Raw genomic sequence first — 24,297 nt, forward strand, 5'->3', positions numbered from 1 at the left:
AGGTTGGGTATTTTACGGATACGGCCGTATGCCGAATAGTATATTTCGTTTTGGTAATTGGCGGCGCCGCCTCGATTTTGACTGAACGATAACTCGTTGCCTGGATCAGAATCAGCGGGAAAGCTCCGTGAGTTTGCCAATTTATGGCAAACTGCGGGCTGATTTCGGGAGCCTCGTTTGAGCATCTTAAAAAATTTACCGTTTGAGTGGCTGGTCGGCATCCGCTATACCCGTGCGGGCAAGCGCAGCGGCCGCAACAGTTTTATTTCCTTCATCTCGCTCATTTCGATGGCCGGCATCGCCCTCGGCGTGGCGGCGCTGATCGTGGTGCTGTCCGTGATGAACGGCTTCCAGAAAGACGTGCGCGACCGCATGCTGTCGGTGCTGGCCCATATCGAAGTGTTCGACGCTTCCGGCTCCATGCCGAACTGGGAAGAGGTCGCCCAGCAAGCATTCAAGAACAAGGAAGTGATAGGCGCAGCGCCCTATGTCGATGCGCAGGCCATGCTGGTGCGCGACAGCGTGTTGCGCGGCGTCGCGGTGCGGGGCGTGCTGCCGGCCGAAGAGCCGAAGGTGTCGGACGTGGCCAGCAAGGTCAAGCGCGGCAGCTTCAATGACCTCAAGCCGGGCGAATTCAATATCGTGCTGGGGATAGAGCTGGCGCACGCCTTGAGCGTCGGCATCGGCGACAAGGTGACGCTGATGGCGGCGCAAGGGCAGGTGACCCCGGCCGGCGTGATTCCGCGCCTGCGCCAGTTCACCGTGGCCGGGATTTTCGAGGCCGGCCATTTTGAATACGATTCGACCCTGGCCTTCATCCACCTGGAAGATGCGGAAAAGATGTTTCGCCAGGATTCGCCGTCCGGCGTGCGCCTGAAGGTCACCGACATGCTGCAGGCGCCGCAGATCGTGCAGCAGCTGGCGACCACGCTGCCGCCCAACCTGTACCTGCGCGACTGGACCCAGCAGAACAGCAACTGGTTCGCCGCGGTCAAGACCGAAAAACGCATGATGTTCATCATCCTGACCCTGATCATCGCGGTGGCCGCCTTCAACCTGGTGTCGACCCTGGTGATGACGGTGACCGACAAGCAGGCTGACATTGCGATCCTGCGCACCCTGGGCGCGTCGCCGGGCTCGATCATGAAGATCTTCATGATCCAGGGCGCGCTGGTGGGCCTGGTCGGTACCGCCATCGGCGTCGGCGGCGGGGTGCTGGTGGCCCTGAATATCGACGTTATCGTGCCGTTCATCGAACGCATGCTGCATGTGCAGTTCCTGCCCAAGAGCGTGTACGTGATCACCGAATTGCCGTCAGACCTGCGCTGGCCGGATGTCTGGACCATAGGCGGGGTCGCCGTGGTGCTGGCTTTCCTGGCCACCCTGTATCCGAGCTGGTGGGCCGCCCGGGTGAAACCTGCTGAGGCATTGCGTTATGAATAATACAAACAATTCCATCGTCCTTTCCTGCCGCAACCTGGGCAAGACCTTTACCCAGGGCAGCTATTCGGTGAAGGTCTTGAACGGTATCGATATCGATGTCGCCAAGGGCGAGCAGGTCGCCATCGTCGGCGCTTCCGGCTCCGGCAAGTCAACCCTGCTGCACCTGCTGGGCGGCCTCGATGCGCCTACCGCCGGCAATGTCAGCCTGCTGGGCAAGGACTTTACGACGCTGGGCGAAAAGACGCGCGGCGACTTGCGCAATAACGCACTGGGTTTTGTTTACCAGTTCCATCATCTGCTGCCGGAGTTTTCCGCGCTGGATAACGTCGCCATGCCGTTGATGATCCGCCGCCTCAAGCGCAGCGATGCGCAGCAGCAGGCGCGCGAGATCCTGGCGCGGGTCGGTTTGGCCGAGCGGGTGATCCATGTGCCGGGCGAACTGTCCGGCGGCGAGCGCCAGCGGGTGGCGCTGGCGCGGGCGCTGGTGACCCGGCCGGCCTGCGTGCTGGCCGACGAGCCGACCGGCAACCTGGACCGGGCTACGGCGCAGATGACGTTCGACCTGATGCTGGAACTGTCGCAGACCCTCGGCACGGCATTCGTGATCGTGACCCATGACATCGAACTGGCGCGCCGCTGCGGCCGCATCCTGCGCCTGTCAGAGCGCGGGCTGGAGCCGTACCAGGACTAAGCGCCTGATGTGCAGGGAATCAGGAAGCCGGCGTCGCGAGATGGCCGGCTTCCTTGTTTTGCAGGCTGCCGAAAAACAGCGCGTACTGGCGGGTGAACTGGGCGCCGAAGAAAAAAATCTGCGCCGAATAGTAAATCCACAGCAGCAGCGCGATCACCGAGCCGGCCGCGCCATAGCTGGAGGCGACGCCGCTGTTGCCAAGGTAGATGCCGATCAGGTATTTGCCCAGCACGAACAGGGCGGCGGTGCCGATCGAGCCTATCCAGACATCGCGCCACGGCAGTTTGACCTGCGGCAGCATCTTGTAGATCGAGGCGAACAGGCTGGCGATCACGGCAAACGAAAACAGTTGCGACAGCGGCGAGACAACCACCGTCACGCTGATCCACATACCGCCCAGGTATTTGGCCAGCAGCGCCAGCGCAGCGCTCACCACCAGCGAGGTGAGCAGCAGGAAGGCCAGCACCAGTATCAGCCCGAACGACAGCAGCCGGGTGCGGACCAGGCCCACGAAACCGGAGTGGCGGGTGACAGGCACGTACCAGATCTCGTCCAGGCTATCCTTCAGTTCGGAGAATACGGTGGTGGCGCCGACCAGCAGCACCGCCACCGCGATCAGCGCCGCCAGCGGCCCCGAACGGTTGCTGTGGGCCGCCGCCAGCAGCAGCTGGATGGCGTCGGCGCCGGTCGAACCGATCAAGCCGGAGAGCTGGCCTACAATCTCGCCGCGCGCCGCCTGTTCGCCGAATACCGCGCCGGCAATCGCGATCACCAGGATCAGCATCGGCGCCATCGAAAACAGGGTGTAGAAGGCCAGCGCCGCGCCCTTGCTGCCGCAGCGCTGCTTGAACCATTCCTGCAGGGTGCCGGCCAGCATGGCCTGGATCCGTTGCCGCTCGGGAAATTTGATCATGCAGTCGCCTTTTTTGAAATTTACCGGCCGAAGCGGGAATGCTCATAACGCGGATCGGGGCCGTTTTCGAGCTTGCGCACGATGCCGCTGTCGTCGAAATACACGGTCATCTGCGAGTTCCAGACGCCGGCTTCCTTGTAAGAGTAATTCCAGCCGTTTAGCTTGACCCGGTCGTAATAGATGGTTTCGTACGGTTTGCCGATGGTGCGCAGGACGTCGGCCTGGTTGAACTGGTTAACCTTGATGGTAGCGAATTTTTCCAGGGTCAGTACTTGCTCGTAAGAAATCAATCGATGGTCGGGGCCGATTTTCGCCATGTACGTCGCCTGGCCGAACGGGCCGCGCGAATATTCCAATAATACATCATTGCCGTCTTGATAAGATCCGGTCGGCCTTCCCAGGCGCGCCAGGACTTGCGCCTCGGGTTCGCCGGGATTGACCGGCGGCGCCAGCAGCGAGGCGCAGCCGCCGAGGCCCAGCAGCAAACCGGCCAGGAGGAGGGGAAAGGGTTGCTTCATGGTGATACTCCCAGATAAATTGTTGTTGGTGCGACGCTAAGTATTTGAATCCGCAGGATTTTTGCTATATACTGCGCGTCTGGTCAAGTTTGACCGGATTTTTTAATTGTTTGTTCACGGTGCATAGGGTTACGTACTCTGTACACCGCTTGTGAAAGGTAAAGCATGACTATCGAAAAAACAGCCAAGGCCGCTATTATCACTGATAATGCGCGCGGTCAAAACGACACCGGCTCCCCGGAAGTGCAAGTTGCGCTGCTGACAGCCCGTATCAACGACCTGAACGGTCACTTCAAAGCCCACGCCAAGGATCACCATTCCCGCCGCGGCCTGATCATGATGGTTAACCGTCGTAAAAGCCTGCTGTCCTACCTCAAGGGTAAGGATCTGAACCGTTACCGCTCGCTGATCGAAAAACTCGGCTTGCGTAAGTAATCGTAGTGCGCGGCTCATCGTCGGCCTCCGGTATTTTCAGCGGCATCCTGTTTCGATATTTCGTGACGATGTCCTTGGTCCGTCGATAAGTTGAAAAAAAATGCCTGTATCAGTTTCTGATGCGGGCATTTTTGCTTTTGGCAGCAGCTTCTTTGCGGCTTATCTGCACAAGTTTCAAGAGGTTGGTACTAGGCAAGGAGACGGCAATTCATTGGCAGCAGCCAGCGATGAATCGTCAGTGGTGAGGTGAACGACAGCGCCTGAAAATCTGTCGGCAAATAAACAATTGCGGGAAAGAGTTTAAGAGCCGCAAGCGTCAGCTTGCAGCGAATTACTCTGTCCCCAACTGATGAGAGGGATATATTGTGTTTAATAAAGTTACGAAGACATTCCAGTATGGTCAGCACCAGGTCACGCTGGAAACCGGCGAGATCGCTCGCCAAGCCTCCGGCGCAGTGCTGGTGTCGATTGAAGATACCGTTGTGCTGGCTACCGTGGTGGCACGCAAAGATGCCAAGCCAGGTCAGGATTTTTTCCCATTGACCGTTGATTACGTTGAAAAGACATACGCAGCCGGCCGCATCCCAGGCGGTTTCTTCAAGCGCGAAGGCCGTCCTTCCGAAAAAGAAACCCTGACATCGCGCCTGATCGATCGTCCGATCCGCCCGCTGTTCCCGGAAGGTTACCTGAATGAAGTGCAAGTCATCATCCATGTGCTGTCGGTCAATCCTGAAATCGATCCAGACATCGCTGCAATGATCGGCGCCTCGGCAGCCCTGTCGGTTGCCGGCATTCCTTTCGCCGGCCCGGTCGGCGCTGCGCGCGTCGGCTACATCGACGGCCAGTACGTGTTGAATCCAACTACTTCGCAGCTGAGCAAGTCGGCCATGGACCTGGTGGTTGCCGGTACTGAAACCGCGGTGCTGATGGTTGAGTCCGAAGCCAAGCAATTGTCGGAAGAAATCATGCTGGGCGCGGTTGTATTCGGCCACGAGCAATCGAAGGCAGTCATCAACGCCATCCACGAACTGGTGCGCGACGGCGGCAAGCCTGAAGTCGAATGGAGCCCGGCGCCCAAGAATGAAGCGCTGATCGCCCGCGTTGCACATTTCGGCGAAGCCAAGCTGCGTGAAGCCTACCAGACCAAAGACAAGCAAGCCCGCACCACCAAGCTGAAAGACGCTACCGCGGAAGTCAACGCGGCATTGGCTGCTGAAGCTGCATCGATCGGCGGCACCGCACCTGACTCATCCGAAGTCAGCGGCATCCTGTTTGACCTGGAAGCCAAGATCGTCCGTTCGCAGATCCTGGAAGGCGAGCCACGCATCGACGGCCGCGATACCCGCACTGTGCGCCCGATCACGATCCGTACCGGCGTCCTGCCGCGTACCCACGGTTCGGCACTGTTCACCCGCGGCGAAACCCAGGCGCTGGTAGTCGCCACGCTGGGCACCGCGCGCGACGAGCAAAAGATCGACGCGCTGATGGGCGAATACTCGGACCGTTTCATGCTGCATTACAACATGCCACCGTTCGCTACCGGTGAAACCGGCCGCGTAGGTACGCCTAAGCGCCGCGAAATCGGCCATGGCCGCCTGGCCAAGCGTGCACTGCAGGCAGCACTGCCGGCGCCGGAAGATTTCAGCTACTCGGTGCGCCTGGTATCGGAAATCACTGAATCCAACGGTTCGTCGTCGATGGCTTCGGTCTGCGGCGGCTGCCTGGCGCTGATGGATGCCGGCGTGCCGATGCAGGCGCACGTTGCCGGCATCGCCATGGGCCTGATCAAGGAAGGCAGCAAGTTCGCCGTCCTGACCGACATCCTGGGCGATGAAGATCACCTGGGCGACATGGACTTCAAGGTGGCCGGTACTGCCAACGGCATCACTGCCCTGCAGATGGATATCAAGATCCAGGGTATCACCAAGGAAATCATGCAGGTCGCTCTGGCGCAAGCCAAAGAAGGCCGTATCCATATCCTCGGCAAGATGCAAGAAGCGGTGCCGCACGGTAAAACCGAGCTGTCCGATTTCGCGCCGCGCCTGATCACCATCAAGATCAATCCGGAAAAAATCCGCGACGTGATCGGCAAGGGCGGCGCAGTGATCCGCGCCCTGACCGAAGAAACCGGCACCCAGATCGATATCAGCGACGAAGGTGTCGTGACTATCGCTTCGGTAGATGCCGCTGCAGGCCAGGAAGCCAAGCGCCGTATCGAAGAACTGACGGCTTCGGTTGAAGTCGGCAAGGTCTACGAAGGTACGGTCTTGAAGCTGCTGGACTTCGGTGCGATCGTGCAAGTGTTGCCAGGCAAGGACGGCTTGCTGCACATCAGCCAGATCGCCAATGAGCGCGTCAATGCAGTCGCCGACTACCTGAAAGAAGGCCAGCAAGTGCGCGTCAAGGTTCTCGAAACCGACGACCGCGGCCGTCTGAAGCTGTCGATGAAGGCAGCCCAGTCTGAAGAAGGCGGCGAAGCTGCTCCGGTAGCAGCACAGTAATCCAGTGCTGCAAGTAGCATGAAAAACGCCCGGGATGCATTTGCATCCCGGGCGTTTTTACGTTTGTGCAATAAGAAGTGCTGACGGGCCGCTCTTGCTAGGCTTCCCATCCTTCGATATTGATGTAGTAGCGCGTTGACCGGCCGGCTCCCGCCTGGCGCAACAGTTTCATTTGTTCCAGTTCGATGAGGTCGCGCGAAGATGTGGCCCGCGAGGCGCCAGTCAGGTTTTCGTACTTCTTTGTGCTCATCCCGCCTTCAAAGCCGCCGGGTCCTGCATCCAGCAATGCATTGAGCGCCTTGCGCTGGCGCGGGGCGAGTTCTTTGTCGCGATGATCGAACCAGAATCTCGCCTTCACCAGCGACTCGTCAATCACTAGAGACGCCTGCTCGCAAGCGACCCGGACTTGCGCGACGAACCATACGACCCAGCTGGTCACATCCATGGAGCCATGCTGCGCGCGTTCCAGTTCACGATAGTAGTCTTCTCTTTCTTCGAGCAGCCGTTGAGAGAGGCGAATCAGGCGGCTGGCTTCGCCAGTGTCGCGCGCAAGCACCAGATCGACGAGGACCCGGCCGACACGGCCATTGCCATCTTCGAAAGGGTGGACGGTCTCGAACCACAGATGGGCGAGCGCAGCCTGGGTGAGGCTCTCCGCTTCCGCCTTATTGTTGAACCATTTGAGCAGCTGCTCCATTTCTGCCGGCACGCGGGCGGAAGGAGGAGCTTCGTAATGAACATTCTCGCTGCCGATGCGCCCGCTGACGATCTGCATGGGCTCAGCGTGTTCGCGGTAAGCGCCGACACGGATCTTGCTCATGCCGGAAAAGCCGGTGGGAAACAATGCTGCTTGCCAGGCCTGGAGGCGTTCGTGGCTCAGCGGGGCGGAGGCATTGCTGACGGCGTCATCCATGATGTCCAGCAGGCCGTCGATATGCCGTGGCGCGTTCGGGCCTCCGCCGTTAACGACGCCCAGCCTGCGGCCGACGGATGAACGGACAGCCTGCAGATCCAGGCGCTCGCCTTCGATTGCGGCAGTTGAAACCGCCTCCTGGCTCCAGGCTTCCGCGGCCAGTTCCTGGCGCTGCTCAAATCCCAGTGCGGCCAGCTTTCCTTCGATCACGCCCTGGGCGCGTCTTGCGAGAGCGATTTCCTTGCCAACCAGCGCAATGTCATAGCGCATTTTTGGCCAACCGGGATCTTGCCAGATAAGATGAGGTGATTTCATTGCATTATCGACTCAATAAATGAGTTGATTATAATGCATAATCGACTCATTGCAAGATGTGAAAATTCCATGAAAGCGACTCATCGTGACGCATGGCCGCCCGCAACGACGATAAAAAGCCGTCCGAGAATTGCTCCTCGGACGGCTTTTATTGAATCAGGCAGGACTGCTTAATCGAACACTGGCGATTCCACACCCAGGATCTTGTGCAGCTTCGGCGATGTGGTGGTGTACTGCATGTGGATCTTCTTGTCCGGGAAAATGTAGGGCGCAGCGCCGAATGCGGCCAGCGCGGCTTCATGGAAGCCCGACAGGATCAGTTTTTTCTTGCCCGGATAGGTGTTGATGTCGCCCACCGCAAAGATGCCCGGCACATTGGTTTCGAACTTTTCGGTATCGACCACTTTCAACTGCTTGCGCTCGATATCCAGGCCCCATTCGGCGATTGGGCCGAGTTTTGGCGACAGGCCGAAGAACACCAGCAGGGTGTCCAGCGGCAGGCGGCGGGTGACGCCGTCCGGGCCGGTGACCTTGATCTCGCTCAGCTTGCCGTCCTTGGCTTCGTGGCCGGTGACCTGGCCGACCAGGAACTGCATTTCGTAGGCTTCGCACAAGGCTTTCATCTTGGCGACGGAAGCCGGCGCCGCGCGGAATTCTTCGCGACGATGCAGCAACACCACCGATTCGGCCTTGCCGACCAGGTCCAGCGCCCAGTCCAGCGCCGAATCGCCGCCGCCGCAGATCACCAGGTTCTTGCCGTGGAACTGGGCCGGATCCTTGACGCGGTAGAACAGCTGCGTGTTGTCGAACTGGTCGATGCCTTCGACCTTGATGGTGCGCGGCTGGAACGAACCGACGCCGGCCGCGATGAAGATGGTCTTGGTGATGAAGCGGGTGCCGGCCGAGGTTTCCAGGTCGAAGCGGTTATCTTCGCGGCGCGCTACCAGCGTCACTTCCTGGTTAAGGTGGAAGGTCGGTTCGAACGGCTCGATCTGCTTGAGCAGGTTGTCGGTCAGTTCCTGGCCGGTGCAGACCGGGACTGCGGGAATGTCGTAGATCGGCTTGTCAGGGTACAGCTCCACGCACTGGCCGCCGACCACCGGCAAGGAGTCGATGACATGGGCCTTGATTTCCAGCAGGCCGAGTTCGAAGACCTGGAACAGGCCGACCGGACCGGCGCCGACGATGACGGCATCGGTTTCGATCACGCTGTTGGCAGGGTTGAGTGCTGGTGCGAGTTTGACGGTGGTATCCATACGACGATCTGATTCCTGTTTCAGTTGGGTCCCCCAAAACGCCCTGCCGGTTTTGGCTGCGACGGCGATTGGATGAAGGTTTTCGCGAATTTCCGTGCGACGGCGAATACATGCTGCACTGTGGCTGGGGACAATGGCCTGGCTTAAATCGGCGCTTGGCGCCACGCCGCCCGGTAAGGGCGGGTTCCAGCTTAACGTTGCAAGAAGTCCAATTTTTCCTTGACGTCTTTCCATTCCTCGGCTTCCGCCAAAGGAGCGATGGTCTTGGTGATCGACGGCCAGTGGCGCGACAGGTCTTCATTCAATTTGATGAAATGCAGCTGGTCCGCCGGCACATCTTCTTCAGCATAGATGGCGTTGACCGGGCACTCGGCGACGCAGACCGCGCAGTCGATGCACTCGTCGGGGTCGATCGACAGGAAATTCGGGCCTTGGCGGAAGCAATCAACCGGGCATACATCCACGCAGTCGGTATAGCGGCAGCGAATGCAGGATTCGGTCACAACGTGGGTCATAACAACAGTCCTATCTGTAAATAATGTTCTTGAAGCGGATATTGAGGCGGCGGCGGGTAGCCCGGAGCAAGTGCTGCCCTTGATATATACCCAGTCGCAAAGCCTTGTATTTTAAGGTAATTCGGGTTTTCCCACAAACAGCTGTTATATAGAATCCATATAAGCAAATGTGAAATTCACATTAGCCGCAATTGCCGGTATTTCCGCAGTTTTACCACATCCGCCGGATGCATTTCGAGGCGGGGCCAGGATTGCTTGCGTCGGCTTGGCAAAATGGCTATCGTGGACGCCTTTGTTGCTACGGAATAATTATGTCATCTTCCAACGAAAGCTCCACCAAAGCGATTTTTTACGCCCTGGGCGCCAATGGCGGCATCGCACTGGCGAAGTTTGCCGCCTCGATCTATACCGGGTCGGGAGCGATGCTGGCAGAGGCAATCCATTCGCTGGCCGACTGCACCAACCAGGTGTTTCTGCTGATCGGCCTGAAAGAAGCCAAGAAACCGGCAAATTCGTCGCATCCCATGGGTTATGCGCGGGTGGTGTATTTCTGGGCAATGATGGTGGCGCTGCTGCTGTTTTTTGTCGGCGGCGCGTTTTCGGTGATGGAGGGCATCGAGCACCTGAAGCATCCGCAAGCCATCAGCACCCCTTGGGTGGCGCTGGGCGTGCTGGGCATATCGGTAGTGCTGGAAGCGTTTTCTCTGCGCGGCGCGATGGTGGAGATCCGCAAGATTTCGCATGGCAAGCCGTTCATGCAGTGGTTCCGCGAAACCCGGCAGTCGGAGCTGATGGTGGTGGCGGGCGAGGATATCGCCGCCCTGGCCGGGCTGGCGCTGGCGTTTGTCGCGGTGCTGATGACGGTGGTCACCGGCAATCCGCTGTGGGACGCCTGCGGCACGATTGCAGTCGGCTTGTTGCTGATGATCGTCGCGGTGATGGTGATCCGCGAGGTCAAGGCCATGGTCACCGGCGAATCGGCGGCGCCCGAGGTGCACGCTGCCATCAAGGCGCATATCGAAGCCGACGCCGACGTAGCGGCCGTCAGGAACCTGATTTCCATGCAATGGGGCGAGCAGGTCATGGTTGCAGTGCAAGCCGTGATGCGGCCGCAGCCCTCCGATGTGGCGCTGGTCGATGCGATCAACCGCATCGAAGCCTCGATCCAGCAGCGCTGGCCGCAGGTGCACTGGTGTTTCTTTGAACCGGACCATGCACAGGCGGCGCCGGCCGCTGCCGAAGCCTGACATTTCATTAGGGAGCATTGCCATGAACCTATGCTTTCCGCGTTTTCCACAAGCAGCATTGACAGTTTTGATCGCTGCCGCCGGACAGCCGGCGCTGGCTGCGGGCATGCCTGCAGCCAGCGATCCGGCCGTTCACTTCAATGCCGTCGGCGTCCGCAACAGCTTTAACAGTTTGTCGCGCGAAGACCGGCGGGACTTGCTGGCGGCGCCGGAATCGGAATCGTCTTCGCAGGGCGGCAGCCGCAGGCAGGCCATGAACAGGGCGCAGCGTTGCGAGGGGCTGGAGCAGCAGCTCAAGGGAGCCGCGCACCGCGAGCCGATAATCGCTCCCGATTTTTATCCGTATGCGGACCTGTCCCGGACCTATCCCGGCCAGCCGAATCGCGAGCCTAACGGGGCCCGGCCCAACTATGCGGAGCCGAACGGCAGGGATCGGGGCAACACCTCATTGATGGACGTCTTTTTCGCATCGAAGGATAAGGAGTCGCGCAGCCAGCGACGTGATCTGGAAATGCGTTATGCCGATGTGTGCGGCAAATGAGACCGCTGCTGTAAGATGCAAGATCGGTCCAGGCAATCCCGAGGTTTTGCCGGCCACTCACCGCCATGCAATTAATCAAAAACCATGATCATTACTTCACTGCTCGACACAGATTTGTATAAATTCACGATGATGCAGGTGGTGCTGCATCATTTTCCGGCGGCCGAAGTGGAGTATCGCTACAAATGCCGGAACAAGGGCATCGACCTGCGGCCCTACGTCGATGAAATCCGCGATGAAATCGCCGGCCTGTGCCGTTTGCGCTTCCAGGAGCAGGAACTGGCTTACCTGGGCAGCATGCGTTTCTTCAAAAGCGATTTCGTCGATTTCCTCAGCCTGTTCCACCTGCAGCAGAAATACATCAGCGTGCAGCCGTCGGCGGCGGACAACGGTGAAATCGATATCACGGTCAAGGGACCGTGGCTGCACACCATCCTGTTTGAAGTGCCGGTGCTGGCGATTGTCAACGAAGTCTATTTCCGTGCGACCCAGAGCGCGCCGGACCACGCAGAAGGACGGCGGCGCCTGCAAAGCAAGATGGCCCTGATCCGCGACGACCCTGCCATGGCCGGTTGCAAGGTGGCCGACTACGGCACACGCCGGCGTTTTTCCCGCGGCTGGCACGAGGAAGTGGTGCAGACCTTGCAACGCGACTTTGCGCAGCACCTGGTCGGCACTTCCAACGTCCATTTCGCGATGAAGTACGGCATGACGCCGCTGGGCACGATGGCGCACGAATACCTGCAAGCCTGCCAGTCGCTCGGTCCGCGGCTGCGCGACTCGCAGATCTACGGCTTTGAGATGTGGGCCAAGGAATATCGCGGCGACCTCGGAATCGCCTTGTCCGACGTTTACGGCATGGCGGCTTTCCTGCGCGATTTCGACCTGTACTTCTGCAAGCTGTTCGACGGCGCCCGCCACGATTCAGGCGATCCGTTCGAATGGGGCGAACGCCTGATCAAGCATTACCAGGACAACCGGGTCGATCCCTCGACCAAGACGCTGGTGTTTTCCGACAGCCTCGATTTCGGCAAGGTCAATGCGCTGTACCTGCGTTTCAAGGACCGGACCAGGGTAGCGTTCGGCGTCGGCACCAACCTGACCAACGACCTCGGCTACACGCCATTGCAGATCGTCATGAAGATGGTGCGCTGTAACGGCCAGCCGGTCGCCAAGCTGTCCGATACGCCGTCCAAGAACATGTGCGACGACCAGGCTTACCTGAATTACCTGCGCCAGGTCTTCGAGATCGCCGAGCCGGTTGCCGCGGCGACATAGTGTGGTGTCTTTGTTATTTTTTTGATATTGATTCCAGGCTAAAATAGCCGGCTTCGATCGATCACCTTATCTGGAAGATTACATTGCACAAAAAAATACTCGCTATCTTGATCGCTTTGCTGCCCGTGGCGGCGCAGGCAGCGGAGCTGGACGGCGCCCGGCTGTCGGCCTGGTGGGGCGTGCCTTTCATGGGCCTGCTGCTGTCGATTGCGCTTGGCCCGCTGCTGGCGCCGGCTTTCTGGCACCACCATTACGGCAAGATTGCCGTCGCGTGGTCACTGGCTTTCCTGATTCCCTGCGCGCTGGCGTTTGGCGTGCCGACAGCCGCCGCCGGCGTGGTGCATGCCTTCCTGGCCGAGTATTTTCCTTTCATCATCTTGCTCACTGCCCTGTTCGTGGTGGCCGGCGGCATATGCCTGCGCGGCAACCTGCATGGAACGCCGGCCCTGAACACCGGGCTGCTGGCGATCGGCACGGTGCTGGCCAGCCTGATGGGCACCACCGGCGCTTCGATGCTGCTGATCCGGCCGCTGATCCGAGCCAACGACAATCGCAAGCATGTGGTGCATATCGTGGTTTTTTTCATTTTCCTGGTGGCCAATGCCGGCGGCGCCCTGACTCCGCTCGGCGATCCGCCCTTGTTCCTGGGATTCCTGAAGGGCGTGGATTTTTCCTGGACCGTCAAGAACATCTTCGGCGAAACCATGTTCATGTGGGGTTCGCTGCTGGTGATTTTCTATTTGCTGGACCGCTTTTATTTCCATAAGCGCGAAGAAGAATTCGCGCCGTCGCTCGACCCGACGCCGGACGACGCCAGGCTGCGCTTCGAAGGAAAGTTCAATTTCGTCCTGCTGGCCCTGGTGGTGCTGCTGGTGCTGATGAGCGGCTTCTGGAAACCGGGCGTCAGCTACGACATCTATGGCACCACGGTAGAGCTGCAGAACCTGCTGCGCGACGGCTTGCTGGTGGCGGTGGTCCTGGCCTCGCTGTGGCTGACGCCGAAGGTCGCCCGCGAAGGCAACGATTTCACCTGGGGACCGATCCTTGAAGTCGCCAAGCTGTTTGCCGGCATTTTCGTCACCATCGCCCCGGTGATCGCCATGCTGCGCGCCGGCGAGCAGGGCGCTTTCGGCCTGGTGGTCAGCGCGGTCACCGGCGCCGACGGCCAGCCCAACAATGTCATGTATTTCTGGGCTACCGGCATACTCTCGTCCTTCCTCGATAATGCACCGACCTACCTGGTATTCTTCAATACCGCTTCCGGCGATGCGGGCGAACTGATGACGCGGCTGGCGGCGACGCTGGCGGCGATTTCCTGCGGCGCCGTGTTCATGGGCGCCAACAGCTATATCGGCAACGCCCCGAACCTGATGGTGAAAGCCATCGCCGAAGAGCGCGGCATCCGCATGCCTTCTTTCTTCGGCTACATGGGTTGGGCCTGCGTGGTATTGTTGCCCTTGTTCGTGATAATGACGTTTATTTTTTTCCGTTGATTTTTCCCCGTTAGTGGCAGAACCATGAAACCAAAGATATTGATGGCGCGCGCCGTGTTTCCCGAAGTGATCGCCGGCCTGCAGCAACACTTCGAAGTCGAAAGCAACCAGGAAGACCGCATCTTCAGCGCGGCCGCGCTGGCGCAAAAACTGAGCGACAAGGATGGCGTGATCGCCACCGCCAGCGAACGCATCTCGGCCGAATTGCTGCAAGCCTGCCCACGCCTGAAGGCGGTGTGCAACCAGGCGGTCGGCTATAACAATATCGATGTCGCGGCGGCCACCAAGGCTGGCGTGATGGTGACCAACACGCCGGACGTGCTGAACGAAACCACCGCCGATTTCGGCTGGGCCTTGCTGATGGCGACTGCGCGCCGGGTGACGGAGTCCGAGCACTGGCTGCGCGCGGGACACTGGAAGCAGTGGCGCTACGACAGTTTCCTGGGGGCGGACGTGCATGGCGCCACGCTCGGCATTATCGGCATGGGACGCATTGGACAGGCGATTGCGCGGCGCTCGCTGGGCTTCGACATGCAAGTGCTGTATCACAACCGTTCACGCCTGGCGCCAGAGCTGGAAGTGCGCGCCAACAACGCGCGCTATGCCGGCAAGGAAGAATTGCTGGCGGCAGCCGACCATGTGATCCTGGTGCTGCCGTATTCAAAGGAGTCGCACCATACCATCGGCGCGGCTGAACTGGCCTTGATGAAACCGGGCGCGACCCTGGTCAACCTGGCGCGCGGCGGCATCGTCGACGACCTGGCCCTGATCGCGGCATTGCGCGACAAGAAAATCGCCGCTGCCGGACTCGATGTATTCGAGAACGAACCGGCGCTGCATCCTGGTTTCCTGGAATTGTCGAATGTGGTGCTGACGCCGCATATCGCCAGCGCCTCTGAACCTACGCGGCGCGCGATGGCCGACTGTGCGGCGGCTAACCTGCTGGCGGCCTTGCTGCCGACAGCGGAGCGCAAATGGCCGCCGAACCTGCTTAACCCGGAAGTGCTGGGCCGGGTCACGCTGAGTTAGGCCGGCCCGGATCCGGTTTTAGTCTTTCAAGTCTTCGACCAGGTCGATGTATTGTTGTTTTGCATCGTCCTGGCCAGTGCCTTTCAGCTCATTCCATGCATCCCATTTGGCGCGGCCGACAAAATCGGTCATGCCAGGGCGTTCGCCGGTGACATCGCCGCTGCTGCCTTGTTTAAACAGGGCATACATCTTCAGCATGGTCATGTTGTCAGGACGCTCGCTCAATGTTTTTGAGTCGGCCTGGGCTTGTTCGAATTGGGCTTGGAGGGTCATGGGGATCTCGTATCAAGGAAGAGGGAAAAATCGGCTCAGTCGGGGGTGACCGCGCCGACCACTGCGGAACCTGCTTTAACGGTACCTTCAACTACGGTAGAGGCAACGCTGACAGCCGCGCTGCCGACACTGACGCCGGCGCCGACCACGCTGGTGGTCACGCTGACCACCGTGCAGGCGTCGAGCAGCGGCACGGCAAGCAGCAGCACCGTTGCCAGCCGCAGCGGGTTCAGGCCAGGCAGGCTGAAATGGTTCATCAAGGCGCCGTTGAACTTAGACGCCCAGCAGTTCAACTTCAAAAATCAGGGTGGCGTTCGGTGGAATCACGCCGCCGGCGCCGCGTGCGCCATAACCCAGCGCTGCCGGAATGATCAGTGTGCGTGTGCCGCCGATTTTCATGCCTTGCACGCCTTCGTCCCAGCCTTTGATGACATGGCCGGCGCCCAGCGGGAATTCGAACGGGTCGCCGCGGTCCTTGCTGGAGTCGAATTTCTTGCCGGCGCTGCCGTCGGGATTTTGCAGCCAGCCGGTGTAATGCACGGTCACGTGGTTGCCGGCTTTTGCTTCAGCGCCGTCGCCAACGGTGACATCTTCATATTGCAGGCCGGAAACGGTAGTGATGGTCGACATGGGTGTCCTTTTAAAGTAGTTAATGGTGCCAGGCTGCGTGGGTGCCAGGCTGCGTGCCAAAGCCAGCCGCCGGGCAGGGTAATGCAGTGTAAACGAAAATCCGGCCGCCAGCCCGGGCCGCGCGGCAATCTAGTGGGTTGCTTCGGCTGGCTGGCAAAAGCCATTTAAATCCGTGACCGCGATTCATGCGCGGTAAAATAGCCGTTTTCGCTTTTTCCGGGTTTGCCCCATGTTCGTTGTCATGCCAGTTTTTGTTCGCCGTTCTGTCCGTTGTTCCGTACTGGCCGCCTGCGGCCTGCTGACTGCATTTTCCACTTTCGCCGCCGCGCCTGCAGCGGCCATCGGCAACGCCGTGGTCGTGCTCAATTCGCGCGATGCCACCATCACCTTGCTGGACCAGGCGACTTATAAGGAAATCAATACTTTCCCGGTCGGCAAAGAGCCGCATCACCTGATGCCGACGCCGGACAATAAATCGCTGATCGTGGCTGCCGCCACCGGCAATTCCCTGCTGTTCCTGGACCCGAAAAGCGGGCTGCTGCAAAGCCAGGTCAAAGATATTGTCGATCCTTACCAGATCGGTTTTTCGCCGAACCAGAAATGGTTCATCGCCAACGGTCTGCGTCTCGACCGCATCGATATCTACGGTTACGACGGCAAGAACCTGAAGCTGGCCAAGCGCTTGCCGCTGCCGTCCATGCCTAGCCACATGGCGTTTACCGCGGACAGTGCGCTGGCGTTCATCACCCTGCAGGGCAGCGACGAACTGGCTGCGGTCGACCTGGCGACGCAGAAGGTGAAATGGACCATGCCGATCGGCAAGCAGCCGGCCGGGGTCTACATGACGCCGGACAACAAATACCTGCTGGTAGGCGTGATGGGCAGCGACTACGTGGCCGTGGTTGACTGGCGCACCCAGAAGATCGTCAAGAAGATCAAGACCGGCGACGGCGCCCACAATTTCCGTCCGCAAGGCGACAACCGCCATGTATTCGTCTCGAACCGGGTGGTCGGCAGCATCAACGTGCTCGACCTGAATACGCTGGAAAGCACCGGCAGCATCGCTGTCCCGGGCGGTCCGGACTGCATGGAGATCACCGCCGACGGCAAGACCATGTGGGTCACCCAGCGCTGGCTGAAGAGGGTGTCGGTAATCGACCTGGACACGCGAAAAGTGATCAAGACGATTCCTGTGGGGCGTTCGCCGCACGGCATCTATTTCAATAACCGTGCTTCTGAATTGTGATGCGCATGTTCCCCGCAACCAGGCGTAGCTGGCTGAGGGCAGCACTGGCGCTGGCGGCCCTGGCGCCGGCCACGCTGGCGCTGGCGCAGCCGCAGCCGGCCAAGGCATGCAGCGGCACGATCTACCTGAGTTTCGACACCGGCAGCCAGTCGCAAGCCGAATACATTGCACAGACCCTGAGACGGCACCGCATCAAGGCCACGTTTTTCATGGCCAACGAGAAAACCGTGAACGGCGATTACACCCTGGACCCGAGCTGGGCGCCGTTCTGGAAATCGCTGGTGGCTGACGGCCACGCTTTCGGCAGCCATACATTCGACCATGTGTACGCCAAGCGAGACCTGGCGGACGGCAAGATCGAAGTGAAACCGCAGTTCGGCGCCAACGCCGGCAAGCTGCAAGCCTGGACCCCGCAGCAATATTGCGATGAGCTGAACCGCGTCGACCAGCGTTTCCAGACGCTGACCGGCAAGCACATCGACCATTTCTGGCGCACGCCCGGCGGCCATCTGACGCCGCATACGCTGGCGGCCGGCGAGGCTTGCGGCTACAAGCATGTGGCCTGGGCCGCGGCCGGTTTTTCCGGCGACGAACTGCCTAGCGACAAATGGCCGAACCAGCTGCTGCTGGAGCGCACGCTGAAAAATCTCAAGGACGGTGATATCGTCATGGCGCACCTGGGAATCTGGTCGCGTAAAGATCCTTGGGCGCCGGCGGTGCTGGAGCCCTTGATCAGCGGCCTGGAGAAAAAAGGATTTTGTTTTGCGACGTTGCGCGACCATCCGGCCTACCAAGGCAGCCTGAAAGGCCCGGTCGCGGAAATCAAAGCGGGAAAGGCGCATAAGGCCTCATGATAAATACATTGGTGGACTGGTTCGCCAGCGTCCAGGCATGGCTGTTCCAGTCGGTGGTGCAGCCGCTCATGTTCCATGCCGGTTTCAGCGAATACCTGGAAGATGCTTTCGACGGCACCGAATGGTTCCTGATCGGCGTCTGCGAACTGGTCCTCCTGTTCCTTATCCTGCGGCCGCTGGAAGCATGGATTCCGGTGCACAGCTTCAGCGACCGGCGCGCGCGCTGGATCGATTTCCTGTACACCGTGCTGTACCGCCTCGGCGCCTTTTCGGTATTCGTGTTTTTCCTGGTCGATCCCCTGGTGGCGAAAGTCACCGAGCTGCTGCACCTGCAAGGGGTCAACCCGTTCAACCTGGAAGACCTGCTGCCGGGCATGACCGACCGGCCGCTGGCCGCCTTCCTGATGTACCTGGTGGTGCTGGACCTGTGCGAATACTGGTACCACCGCGCACAGCACAGCTTCGGCTGGCTGTGGGGCTTGCACAGCCTGCATCACAGCCAGCAGAACATGAACCTGTGGAGCGACGACCGCAACCACTTGCTCGACGGCCTGATCCATGACGTCGTGATGGCGCTGGTGGCGCTGGCGATCGGCGTCGAGCCGGCGCAATACGTGCTGCTGGTGTCGATCACGCGCATGCTGCAAAGCCTGCAGCACGCCAATGTGCGGATCCACTTCGGCCGCCTGGGCGACGCCATCGTCGTTTCGCCGCGCTTCCACCGCTGGCACCACGCGGTCGGCGTCGGCCACGAGAGCAAGGGCAAGGGAACACTGGGCGGCCATAATTTCGGCGTGCTGTTTGCGTTCTGGGATGTGCTTTTCCGCAGCGCGCATTTCGGCAAGACTTTTGAACATACCGGCGTGCGCGACCAGCTGCCGAGCGCCGGCAGGACGGTCCGCGACTACGGCAGCGGCTTCTGGGCGCAGCAATGGCTGGGCCTGAAGCGCATGGTCGAATTTTCCAGAAGGCGGTCCAGCTGATGCGCCCGGTACTGGTAGCCTTCGGCCGGGCTCTGTTGTCGCAGCTGCATTACCGCATGCTGATGCTGACTTTCCTGCCGTTCGTATTGTCGATCGTGATCTGGGGGCTGGCCTTGTGGTGGGGTTTGCAGCCGATGATCGACTGGCTGCAAAAGAATTATTTTGCCGGCAACGACGGCTGGGGCATTGCCAATTATGTGCCGGCCTGGCTCGGCCTGGGCGCGCTCAAGACCGTCATCGTGCCGTGGCTGGCGCTGTGGGCTTTGCTGCCGCTGATGATCCTGACCGCCTTGCTGTTCGTCGGCGCGTTTGCCTTGCCGGCGACCGCGCGCCACATCGGCCGCCGCCATTTCCCCGACCTCGAACTGCGCCACGGCGGCTCGCTGCTCGGCAGCGCCTGGACTTCCTTTACCGCCTTCCTGCTGTTCTGCGTGCTGTGGCTGGTGACGTTGCCGCTGTGGCTGATCCCGCCGTTCGCCTTCCTGGTGCCGCTGGTGTTGTGGGGCTGGCTGACATACCGGGTGTTTGCCTACGAAGCGCTGGCGGCGCATGCCGACAAGGACGAAATGCGGGCGCTGCTGCGGATCCATCGCTGGCCGCTGCTGCTGATCGGGGTGATCGCCGGCGCCCTGGGCGCGGCGCCGACCGTCTTGTGGCTGGGCGGCGCCTTGTGGCTGGTGGTGTTTCCCCTGCTGGCAGCCGCTTCCATCTGGCTGTATGTGCTGGTGTTCGTGTTCACCGGCCTGTGGTTTGAATATTATTGCCTGGCGGCGCTGGCCAAATATCGGGCGGCGGGCCAGGCTGCTATCATTATGGCTGAACGTGGCGAGGACCAGGTGATTCACCAGTTGTCCGATACGCCGCAGTTGTAGGGTTCATGTGCCGGTAAAGATTCGGAGTTAAGATCGGTGTGGAATGCCTTGACGTCATTAATTATCTTTCTGCCAAATACCTCTATCCATCCTCAGCTGAACGGCGATCCCCATGGCAATCGGACTTATCATCATCGGCGACGAAATCCTGTCAGGCAGGCGAGTCGATAAACACTTTCCGAAAATACTGGAAATGCTCACTGCCCGGGGTTTGCGCCTGGACTGGGCGGAATACATAGGCGACGACCGGGCCCGTATCACGGCCACCCTGAAACGTACTTTCGACAGCGAAGACATCGTGTTCTGCACCGGCGGCATCGGCGCCACGCCGGACGACCACACCCGCCAGTGCGCCGCCGCGGCGCTGGGCGTGCCGCTGGTGCTGCATCCCGAAGCGCGCGAGAAAATCCGCGAACGGATCGCCGACACCGCGCGCGACGCCGGCCTGGCGCTGGATTACGATACGCCGGACAACCTGCATCGGCTGAAGATGGGCGAGTTTCCGCAAGGCGCCGCCATCATCCCCAATCCGTTCAACAAGATCCCCGGTTTTTCGGTGTCGCACCAAGGAGAGGGCGCCCATTATTTCGCGCCTGGTTTCCCGGTGATGGCCTGGCCCATGTTCGAATGGGTGCTGGACACCTATTACGCAGACCGCTTCCACCAGGACCCGCAGCTGGAACAGTCGGTGCTGGTGTTCGAGGCGATGGAATCGACGCTGACGCCATTGATGGAAGCTATCGAGGCGGAGTTTCCGCTGGTGAAAGTGTTCAGCCTGCCGCACGTGGGCGATGCCGGCACCCGGCGCCACATCGATCTCGGCGTAAAGGGAGAGCCGGTGCAAAGCGCGGCAGCGTTCAAGAAAATGCTGGCAGGCCTGGACCAGCTAAAGGTAGATTACCGGCCGGCATGACGCCGGCTCCATCGGATTCCTATCCTACTTATTTCCTCCACTCATTTTTCCACTTATTTTCCACTTAACCAAAGCGTTTGCCGCCGGCGATCGGCGGCAATCCGCTGCTATCTGATTGACATCATATGTTCGGATTCCTTTTCAAGCGCGCTGACCGTCCCGACCGCAAAGCGCCGCAAGCCGCCGTTGCTCCACAGGCCGCGTTGCGCGCCGAGGCCAGGCAGGTATCGGACCTGGCCCGGCAGCAAGCGTTACAGCAAGCGCAGGCTTTGACTGATGAAACCGCCGCGGTGGCGTTCATCCTGCAATCCGCGTTTGCCGATGCCCGTTTGTGCGCGGCGCAGCTGGTGCAATCGCCCGCGGCCCTGGAGCAGGTTTTGCAGGCATGCCGCAACACCGACCGGCGCGTCGCCAAGCTGATGCAAGGACGGCTCGACAGCGGACGCCAGCAGCAGCAGGTTGCCGACAAGGCAGCCGCATCGGTGGCGCAGGCGCAGCGCCTGCTGCAAGAGCAGCAACTGATGCCGAACCAGGTGGCCGAGCTGGACCGGGGCTGGGACGCCAAGGATGTGCCGGCTGGATTGCAGCAGCAATTTTCGCAAGTGCGCGCCGCGCTTGCCGATCGCCTCGCGGCCCAGGCTGATTTGCAGCGCAGCGCCATCGGCGTCCTGGCCAGCGCGCGCGCATTGCACCTGCAGCTCAAGACGGACATGGCCGCCAAGCCGCGGAACCAGCAGGAACTCGACACGCTGGAAGCGCAAATGGCGGCTTGCGCCAGCCACGCTGAAGCGCCGACCTTGCCGCGCCACCTGGCGGCCGAATTTGCGCTGGAAGCCCAAGCCTTGCGCAAGCTGCTGTCGGATTTGCAGCAGCACCGATCCGCCTTGCAGGCGCGCAGTGATTTGCTGGCAAGCTGGGAAAGCGCCGCCGAAGCGCTGGATGGAGAGACATTGAAGGCGGATTGGTCAGCCTTGCCCAGATTGCCAGCGGCATTGCTTGACGACGGCCTGGAACAACGGTACCAGGCACTGCTGAAGCAATATACGGTTGCAGCGCCAAGCAAACCGGAAAAGACCCGGCCGCCGGCAGCAACGGCAGAGGGCGGCGAGCGCCCGCAAATCGACGCAACCCTGGACGGCCTTGAAAAAGCCCTGGAAGACGGCGCGCTGCAAGCGGCGATGGATTTCGACAAAACGCTGCGGGCCGTCGATTTCAAGCAGCACAAGCCGAGCGCGGCGCAAAGCAGCCGCCTGGCGCAAGCGCGCGCCGAGTTGGCGCGGCTGCAAGGCTGGGCGCGCTGGGGCGGCAATGTGTCGCGCGAAGAATTGACCAAGGCTGCGCAAGAGTTGCAGCAGCAAGCGCTGGCGCCGGCCGAACTGGCAAAAAAAATCGGCAGCCTGCGGGCGCGCTGGAAATCCCTGGATGTCAGCTCAGGTCCGGCGCCGAAAACCCTGTGGGAAGGTTTTGACAGCGCATGCACCAGCGCCTATGCGCCTGTGGCGGCGCATTTCCAGCAGCAAGCCGAACAGCGCCAAGCCAACCAGGGCAGCGCGCGCGCCCTGATCGACGAAGTGCAGCAATATGCGCAGGCGGCATTGCAAGCAGAACAGCCGACCGGGGCGGCAGCGGACTGGAAAGCCATCGCCCAGTTTTGCCAGCAGAAACAGCAAGCCTGGAAAAACCTGGGGCCGATCAACCGTGGCGAAAAAAAGACGCTCGACAGCAGTTTTGCCGCAGCCATCCAGACCTTGCTGGCGCCGCTGGCGCAACAGCAGGCCGGCGAAATCGCCAAGCGCGAACAGCTGATTGCCGAAGCGGCGCAATTGCCTGCCAATCAGCGCGATACCGCCGAGCGTGTGAAGGAATTGCAACAGCGCTGGCAAGAGCAGGCCAAGGCGCTGCCTTTGCCGCGCCAGGACGAGCAGGAACTGTGGCAGCGTTTTCGCAGCGCTTGCGACGCCATCTTTGCCCAGCGCAAGGAAGCGGCGTCCAGCGCCGATGCCGAGCGGCGCGATAACCTGCGTTTGCGCGAAGAACAATGTGCGGCGCTGGAAGCCGCAGTGAACCAGCCGGCGGCAGAATTGCCGAAAATCCTGCAGCAGGCCCAGCAGGAATGGGCGCGCGGCGGACAGGTGCCGCGTGCGCTCCAGGCCCAGGTTGAAGTACGTTTCCAGGCCGCCCTTGGCGCCCTGCAGGCGCGGCTCGAGCAGGGCCGGCGCCAGGCCGCTTTGGCGCAAGCCGATGCCCTGCGCGACAAGCTGGTCTTGTGCCAGCAGCTTGAAACGGTGATAGCGGCTGCCGAGAATCCGCTCGAAGCCGACTGGCGCAACCGCTGGCAAGCCCTGCCGCGGTTGGCGCCTGCCTTTGAAAAGGTTGTCGCGGCGCGTTTCGAGCGTGGCTTGCAAAACGCCGATGGCTACGCTGCCACGCTGGAAAGCCAGCGCCCGGCATTGCAGCAAGAGTTGCTGCTGGCGGAAATCCTGGCTGGCATCGATAGCCCGCCGGCGTTGTCGCGCGAGCGTTTGCAGTTGCAGGTGGAAGTATTGCAAGCGTCGCTGAAGGCGGGCGGTTCGGCGAAAAACATCGAACAACAGCTGTTGCATATTTGCAACCTGCCAGCCTTGATGGATGAAGCGGCGCTGCAGCGGCTGTTGAAACTGGTGGCCCAGGTCAAGCCCGCAGCGGATAAATAAAAGGCGCCGGGCAAAAAAATACCCCGGCTGGCCGGGGTAAATACCGATACCGCTATCGCGGGTACCGAGGAGATTCAGGCTGGCGCGCCAGGCACGCCAGTTTTGCAAATTACTTCTTGGCGCGGGACGCAGTCTTGGTAGCAGCTTGCGACAATTGGTCGACAGCGCTGTTGACGTTGGTTTCCAGCGCTTCAACAGCTTGCTTGGTGCTCTTGGCGAACTGTTCGTAACCGGCGTTGGCGCTGCCGATGGCCGATTTGACGAAAGCAACTGCGCCTTCTGCGCCAGGAGGCACGTTCTTCGATGCCTGGTCAACGAATTCGATGACTTTACGCTTGGTTTCTGCAACTTGCGCTTCAGCCGACTTGGCCAGTTCAGCTTGCGTGCTGGAAGCGATGCTGGCGAAATGACGGCCGTAAGCAATTGCTTTTTCAGTGTTCGGCTGGGCCAGCGCTGCGCTCAGCGAGAAAAATTCCTGTGGATCTTTAGCCGAAAACAGTTTCTGGGTAGTAGCGTTCGAATCTTCCAGCGAAGCCTTGGCGGCGTTCAGGTTGAGGTCGATCAGCTTTTCCACGCCGGCAAACGCCTTGGTCGTGAAATCGGTGAACAGGGCCAGATTGGATTCAAAATTGGCTTTGGCGGCGGCTGAAAATTGTTCTGCAACGGTAGACATGGCTTCTCCTAAGATTCGGTGCTATAAAAACGAAAAGGGCGATAGGGCAATTCAAGGGTGGCTAAGATCTAG

General features: G+C 60.4%; 24 protein-coding genes. 15 read left to right on the forward strand and 9 right to left on the reverse strand.

Features of this window, described 5'->3' with window-relative positions; genetic code table 11:
• The first annotated feature begins 177 nt into the window (after positions 1-177).
• Both BM062_RS15085 and lolD read left to right on the forward strand, forming a co-directional pair.
• Complete coding sequence (locus tag BM062_RS15085) at positions 178-1,443, forward strand: lipoprotein-releasing ABC transporter permease subunit (RefSeq protein ID WP_092398218.1); 1,266 nt, start codon at positions 178-180, stop codon at positions 1,441-1,443.
• The gene (gene lolD, locus BM062_RS15090; protein WP_092398220.1) at positions 1,436-2,134 is read left to right on the forward strand and encodes a lipoprotein-releasing ABC transporter ATP-binding protein LolD; all 699 of its coding nucleotides are present in this window, start codon (positions 1,436-1,438) and stop codon (positions 2,132-2,134) included. Before BM062_RS15085 ends, lolD begins: the two co-directional genes overlap by 8 nt.
• A gap of 19 nt (positions 2,135-2,153) precedes the next feature.
• On the opposite strand, the gene BM062_RS15095 is transcribed toward lolD, so the two are convergent.
• Together BM062_RS15095 and BM062_RS15100 are read right to left on the reverse strand one after the other, a co-directional pair.
• Positions 2,154-3,047: a YihY/virulence factor BrkB family protein gene (locus BM062_RS15095; protein ID WP_092398222.1), complete on the reverse strand. Its 894-nt coding sequence runs from the start codon at positions 3,045-3,047 to the stop codon at positions 2,154-2,156.
• A gap of 20 nt (positions 3,048-3,067) precedes the next feature.
• Positions 3,068-3,565 (reverse strand): outer membrane protein assembly factor BamE, encoded by a 498-nt coding sequence (locus tag BM062_RS15100; RefSeq protein WP_092398224.1) that lies wholly within the window; start codon positions 3,563-3,565, stop codon positions 3,068-3,070.
• 165 nt (positions 3,566-3,730) lie between these two features.
• Between BM062_RS15100 and rpsO the strand changes: the two genes are divergently transcribed.
• Positions 3,731-4,000, forward strand: coding sequence for a 30S ribosomal protein S15 (gene rpsO, locus BM062_RS15105; RefSeq protein ID WP_014007042.1), 270 nt, complete (start codon positions 3,731-3,733; stop codon positions 3,998-4,000).
• 365 nt (positions 4,001-4,365) lie between these two features.
• Positions 4,366-6,501, forward strand: coding sequence for a polyribonucleotide nucleotidyltransferase (gene pnp, locus BM062_RS15110; protein WP_092398226.1), 2,136 nt, complete (start codon positions 4,366-4,368; stop codon positions 6,499-6,501).
• Positions 6,502-6,598: 97 nt separating this feature from the next.
• Here the strand turns inward: pnp and BM062_RS15115 are convergent, their stop codons facing one another.
• The 3 genes from BM062_RS15115 to fdxA all read right to left on the reverse strand — a co-directional run bounded on the left by BM062_RS15115 (position 6,599) and on the right by fdxA (position 9,500).
• On the reverse strand, positions 6,599-7,729 hold the full coding sequence (locus BM062_RS15115) for a Fic family protein (protein ID WP_092398227.1): 1,131 nt from the start codon (positions 7,727-7,729) through the stop codon (positions 6,599-6,601).
• A 170-nt stretch (positions 7,730-7,899) separates the two neighbouring features.
• Positions 7,900-8,985 (reverse strand): NAD(P)/FAD-dependent oxidoreductase, encoded by a 1,086-nt coding sequence (locus BM062_RS15120; protein ID WP_092398229.1) that lies wholly within the window; start codon positions 8,983-8,985, stop codon positions 7,900-7,902.
• Positions 8,986-9,176: 191 nt separating this feature from the next.
• Positions 9,177-9,500 carry a ferredoxin FdxA gene (gene fdxA, locus BM062_RS15125; RefSeq protein WP_041742182.1) on the reverse strand — a complete coding sequence of 108 codons (324 nt, stop codon included), beginning with the start codon at positions 9,498-9,500 and terminating at the stop codon, positions 9,177-9,179.
• Positions 9,501-9,811: 311 nt separating this feature from the next.
• On the opposite strand from fdxA, the gene BM062_RS15130 reads away from it, so the two are divergent.
• The 5 genes from BM062_RS15130 (at position 9,812) to BM062_RS15150 (ending at position 15,088) form a co-directional block, all read left to right on the forward strand.
• A complete protein-coding gene (locus tag BM062_RS15130) occupies positions 9,812-10,747 on the forward strand; it encodes a cation diffusion facilitator family transporter (protein WP_092398231.1) in 936 nt (311 codons plus the stop codon).
• Positions 10,748-10,814: 67 nt separating this feature from the next.
• Positions 10,815-11,288 (forward strand): hypothetical protein, encoded by a 474-nt coding sequence (locus tag BM062_RS15135; RefSeq protein ID WP_139220065.1) that lies wholly within the window; start codon positions 10,815-10,817, stop codon positions 11,286-11,288.
• Between the two features lie 84 nt (positions 11,289-11,372).
• Positions 11,373-12,566, forward strand: coding sequence for a nicotinate phosphoribosyltransferase (pncB, locus tag BM062_RS15140; protein ID WP_092398235.1), 1,194 nt, complete (start codon positions 11,373-11,375; stop codon positions 12,564-12,566).
• Positions 12,567-12,649: 83 nt separating this feature from the next.
• On the forward strand, positions 12,650-14,059 hold the full coding sequence (locus tag BM062_RS15145; RefSeq protein WP_092398237.1) for a sodium:proton antiporter: 1,410 nt from the start codon (positions 12,650-12,652) through the stop codon (positions 14,057-14,059).
• Positions 14,060-14,083: 24 nt separating this feature from the next.
• The gene (locus BM062_RS15150) at positions 14,084-15,088 is read left to right on the forward strand and encodes a 2-hydroxyacid dehydrogenase (RefSeq protein ID WP_092398239.1); all 1,005 of its coding nucleotides are present in this window, start codon (positions 14,084-14,086) and stop codon (positions 15,086-15,088) included.
• A gap of 18 nt (positions 15,089-15,106) precedes the next feature.
• On the opposite strand, the gene BM062_RS15155 is transcribed toward BM062_RS15150, so the two are convergent.
• From BM062_RS15155 to BM062_RS15165, 3 genes are read right to left on the reverse strand one after another with little or no spacing between them, the layout of a single operon-like run.
• On the reverse strand, positions 15,107-15,361 hold the full coding sequence (locus tag BM062_RS15155; protein WP_092398241.1) for an acyl-CoA-binding protein: 255 nt from the start codon (positions 15,359-15,361) through the stop codon (positions 15,107-15,109).
• Positions 15,362-15,396: 35 nt separating this feature from the next.
• On the reverse strand, positions 15,397-15,618 hold the full coding sequence (locus tag BM062_RS15160; RefSeq protein WP_092398243.1) for a hypothetical protein: 222 nt from the start codon (positions 15,616-15,618) through the stop codon (positions 15,397-15,399).
• 16 nt (positions 15,619-15,634) lie between these two features.
• Positions 15,635-15,991: an FKBP-type peptidyl-prolyl cis-trans isomerase gene (locus tag BM062_RS15165; protein ID WP_092398245.1), complete on the reverse strand. Its 357-nt coding sequence runs from the start codon at positions 15,989-15,991 to the stop codon at positions 15,635-15,637.
• A 241-nt stretch (positions 15,992-16,232) separates the two neighbouring features.
• On the opposite strand from BM062_RS15165, the gene BM062_RS15170 reads away from it, so the two are divergent.
• The 6 genes from BM062_RS15170 to BM062_RS15195 all read left to right on the forward strand — a co-directional run bounded on the left by BM062_RS15170 (position 16,233) and on the right by BM062_RS15195 (position 23,552).
• Positions 16,233-17,237, forward strand: coding sequence for a YVTN family beta-propeller repeat protein (locus BM062_RS15170; RefSeq protein WP_254785087.1), 1,005 nt, complete (start codon positions 16,233-16,235; stop codon positions 17,235-17,237).
• Positions 17,237-18,091, forward strand: coding sequence for a polysaccharide deacetylase family protein (locus BM062_RS15175; protein ID WP_254785088.1), 855 nt, complete (start codon positions 17,237-17,239; stop codon positions 18,089-18,091). The genes BM062_RS15170 and BM062_RS15175 overlap by 1 nt, the downstream gene beginning before the upstream one ends.
• Positions 18,088-19,074, forward strand: a complete 987-nt coding sequence (locus tag BM062_RS15180) for a sterol desaturase family protein (protein ID WP_092398249.1) — start codon at positions 18,088-18,090, stop codon at positions 19,072-19,074. The genes BM062_RS15175 and BM062_RS15180 overlap by 4 nt, the downstream gene beginning before the upstream one ends.
• A complete protein-coding gene (locus BM062_RS15185) occupies positions 19,074-19,946 on the forward strand; it encodes an EI24 domain-containing protein (RefSeq protein ID WP_254785089.1) in 873 nt (290 codons plus the stop codon). Before BM062_RS15180 ends, BM062_RS15185 begins: the two co-directional genes overlap by 1 nt.
• A gap of 112 nt (positions 19,947-20,058) precedes the next feature.
• The gene (locus BM062_RS15190; RefSeq protein ID WP_092398251.1) at positions 20,059-20,859 is read left to right on the forward strand and encodes a competence/damage-inducible protein A; all 801 of its coding nucleotides are present in this window, start codon (positions 20,059-20,061) and stop codon (positions 20,857-20,859) included.
• Between the two features lie 125 nt (positions 20,860-20,984).
• On the forward strand, positions 20,985-23,552 hold the full coding sequence (locus BM062_RS15195; protein WP_092398253.1) for a DUF349 domain-containing protein: 2,568 nt from the start codon (positions 20,985-20,987) through the stop codon (positions 23,550-23,552).
• Positions 23,553-23,661: 109 nt separating this feature from the next.
• Here BM062_RS15195 and phaP read toward each other — a convergent pair whose 3' ends face one another.
• Positions 23,662-24,225, reverse strand: a complete 564-nt coding sequence (gene phaP / locus BM062_RS15200) for a TIGR01841 family phasin (RefSeq protein WP_092398255.1) — start codon at positions 24,223-24,225, stop codon at positions 23,662-23,664.
• Positions 24,226-24,297 lie beyond the last annotated feature (72 nt).

It is taken from the genome of Collimonas sp. OK412 (assembly GCF_900112135.1).
Taxonomy (GTDB): Bacteria; Pseudomonadota; Gammaproteobacteria; order Burkholderiales; family Burkholderiaceae_D; genus Collimonas; species Collimonas rhizosphaerae.